We start from the raw sequence: 3,052 nt of genomic DNA on the forward strand, positions 1-3,052 counted from the left end.
ACGCCGGCACGGTGGCCGCCCACTTGGAGGCGCTCTCCTCCTTGCGCGACGGCGAGGGCCACGGGCTCGACGACGTCGTCGCCTCCTACCGGCAGCTGGCCACCGCCGCCACCGAGCGCTGCGAGGCTGCCGGGCGCCTCACCGCCGAGCAGGCCCTTCGTCTGCGCGAGATCCTGGCCCCTGGGCAGCTGGAGCACTGACGCTCGGGGGCTCGGCGATCTGCGTGGCGGCGACGGCGCGCGCGAGCCATCGGTCGAGCTGCTCGGCGCTGGAGCGGCGCAGCGCCCGCCGGCTGATCTGCGCCGCGAGCTCCTTGGCGTCGGCGGCGTCGAGGTTGGTGATCCGGGCGGGGACCTCGTGGGCCACCATGTCGAGGTGGAGGGAGGCCAGCGCCCGCCTGCGGGCCAGCGGCCCCTGTTTGAGGGCCAGGGACTGGATGCGCTCGTAGGGGAAGACGGCCGCCCGACGCCGCCAGCGCCCGTGGCGGATGATGACGCAGGTATCGGTCAGGATGACGGCCGCCCGACGCCACGTCAGAGGGCGGAAGACGCGTCCCCGGCGGCTGATGCGCACGAAACCGCGAGCCGCCGAGCCCGCCGGTGCCTGCGGGTCGCCGACGCCGTCATCATCCCAGCCGGTCAGGACCTGACTCAGCAGCGCATCGGGGTCGGGCGCGCCCAGGTCGGGGACCACGAGCCACAGCGCGCGCAGGGCCGTGTCGCGCGCCCCCACGGGCAGCAGCATGTTGCCGGTCTGCCGGTTCTGGCCGTCCTGGGGCCGGTCCTCGCGGCCGGCGACGGTGACCTCCACCTTCCACCAGTCCTTGCCCCGCCACAGGATGGGCTGGGTGAGCCCGACGCCGTGTACCCGCCCGGGCGGCAGCGTCCGCGAGGTGTCGGCGGTGAGCCCGTAACGCATCCGGATGCCGCTGGGGGTGGCCGCGGCCTGGAAGTTCCAGGCGTTGTTGAATCGGGACCATACAAGTCCCACCACGCCGACGAACGTGGTGATGAAGGACGAGACGATCGTGACCGCGCCGCCGGAGGGCATGGCGCCCAGAGTGACGGCGAGGGTCGCGGCCACGATCTGGGAGATGATCAGCAGGAGAATGAGGTACGTGGTGATGCTGCGCAGCAGGGCGCCGATGAGGACGCCCACCTCGACGCCGTAGAGCGGATGCTCCTGGTAGTTGGAGGCCCATAGATGGGCGGGGCGCTGGGATGCTGCGGGGCGCCCGGGCTCGGGGGCGCCCGGAGGACGTTCTTGAGCGCGCTCACCCGCCTCGCTCTCCCCCTCACCGGTGCCGGGGAGCTCGACCCGGCCGGCGGCCAGATCGAGGATGCGATCGTGCAGGGCGTGGAGCTCGCGAGTGGTCAGGTACCCGATGACGATGCGCGATCCCCTGCCGCCGGCGACCTCCACAGTCAGTTGTCCCAGGCCGAAGATGCGTCCGAGCAGGGGGTGGACGACGTCGACGGACTGGATGCGCGGAAGACGGGCCGTGCGCAGCTTGCGGCTGAGGATTCCCGAGCGCAGGTAGACGCCGTCGGCGTCCACGGCGTAGGAGCGGCGCCACCAGCTGAGCATGCCGAACACCGTCCACAGGAGGATCACCCCGAAGAGACCGGTCAGGTAGTAGCCGCCCTGGCCCCACAGGGAGAAGCCGTGCTCGCGGGCGATGCGGTAGGCGCGAACGAAGTCGTCGAGATTCTGGACCGTGACGAAGGCGAGGATGCCGGTGACGATCTTCCAGCCCTCCAACAGCGGCGTGACGACGTTGACCCGGTGCCAGGTGACGTTCTCGGGCAGGGGCAGGTCCCGGGAGCCGGTGTCCGGCACGGACTCATCATCGGTCTTCCGGTCGGTCCCCGGGCGGCTCGCCCACCCGGAGCTCACAGTCCGGCCATCCTCTCCTCGCCGCGCCGGGACAGGACCTGGCGCAGGTTCTCGGCCTCGGCCACCGGCAGCCCGTTGATCGTGGCGTCGGTGCTGGCCGAGGCCGTGTGCAGCCTGACCTCGGCGATGCCCATCCACCGGGCGAGCGGCCCCTGAGAGGTGTCCACGAACTGCATGCGTCCGTAGGGGGTGACGGTGATGGAGCGGAACATGACGCCGTGGCGCCACAGGAGGTGGTTGTCGGCCAGGGCGTAGCCCATCGCCCGCACCTGGCGCGGGATGAGCCAGGCCTGCCAAATGAACAAGACCGCGAAGAGCGCCGCCGGGATGAAGAATCTGGGATCGACGATCACGCCGGGGACGACGAAGCCGATGACGAGGACGGCGCTGACGATGCCGGCCCCCAGGAGGCGGACGGTGATGAGGCGGGGCGAGACCGGGTGGAAGACGACACCGTCGGGGGCGAAGGGGTCGGTGCTGGTCGACGGGTGCGGGCCAGGCGCGGGAACCGCGGCGGGGGCCGGATCGGTCATGCGGGGGCTCCTGGTCCTTCGGGAGCCCGCCCGGAGGAGCCGGTCGAGCCCTCGTCGTCGCCGTCTCCGGAGATGGAGCACCACTGCTCGACGACGAAGCCGACGACGCACCATGCCAGGCAGGCGATGAGGCACCCGATCGAGGTCCAGGCCAGGTGGGTCATGGCCGGGGATCGGGGCGTCACCAACGCCAGGATGAGCCCACCGGCGTAGACGCCCCCGAGCACGGCGCCCACGATGGCCGAGGCCTGGGCAGCGGCTGCCGTCGTGGCGGCGCCGGTGAGCGTGATCCAGGTGCGCTCGCGCGCCCGCAGCCGCCGCACCGCCAAGCCGCATACGAGGACGATACCGGCGATGACCAGTGCGGTCACCGCTCCCCAGGGGGTGAGGACCGGGACCCAGCCGAGGTGGCGCAGAAGGAGGTCGCCGGCCACCCAGGAGGCCACCGCCGCGGCAATAAACCAGGTGACGGCACTGGTCCAGCGGGTGCGCCGCATCAGAGGTCCTGGCGGGGCCCTGTCCCCTGGGCGCCTCCACCGATGACGTCGTTCCACTGCAGCGGGGACTGCCAGGCGTCCCCCTCGGCGTCATTCTGCTGGGGCTGGGCCTCGGTTGCGGCCTGC

General features: G+C 72.0%; 3 protein-coding genes and 1 pseudogene. 1 reads left to right on the top strand and 3 read right to left on the bottom strand.

The features are described 5' to 3' along the window. Positions 1 to 200: pseudogene (locus tag HMPREF0975_RS16410) on the top strand (oxidoreductase); the annotation flags it as partial. Here HMPREF0975_RS16410 and HMPREF0975_RS14140 read toward each other — a convergent pair. Genes HMPREF0975_RS14140 through HMPREF0975_RS14150 form a run of 3 tightly spaced genes read right to left on the bottom strand, consistent with a single transcriptional unit; the run spans position 139 to position 2,926 of the window. Then, on the bottom strand, positions 139 to 1,896 hold the full coding sequence (locus HMPREF0975_RS14140) for a PH domain-containing protein (RefSeq protein WP_009234914.1): 1,758 nt from the start codon (positions 1,894 to 1,896) through the stop codon (positions 139 to 141). The pseudogene HMPREF0975_RS16410 and the gene HMPREF0975_RS14140 overlap by 62 nt on opposite strands. Further along, on the bottom strand, positions 1,893 to 2,429 hold the full coding sequence (locus HMPREF0975_RS14145) for a PH domain-containing protein (protein ID WP_009234915.1): 537 nt from the start codon (positions 2,427 to 2,429) through the stop codon (positions 1,893 to 1,895). Before HMPREF0975_RS14145 ends, HMPREF0975_RS14140 begins: the two co-directional genes overlap by 4 nt. After that, positions 2,426 to 2,926, bottom strand: coding sequence for a DUF3180 domain-containing protein (locus HMPREF0975_RS14150; protein ID WP_009234916.1), 501 nt, complete (start codon positions 2,924 to 2,926; stop codon positions 2,426 to 2,428). The genes HMPREF0975_RS14145 and HMPREF0975_RS14150 overlap by 4 nt, the downstream gene beginning before the upstream one ends. Between the last annotated feature and the right edge of the window lie 126 nt (positions 2,927 to 3,052).

The sequence above is a fragment of the Actinomyces sp. oral taxon 849 str. F0330 genome (assembly GCF_000239715.1).
Lineage (GTDB): Bacteria > Actinomycetota > Actinomycetes > Actinomycetales > Actinomycetaceae > Actinomyces > Actinomyces johnsonii.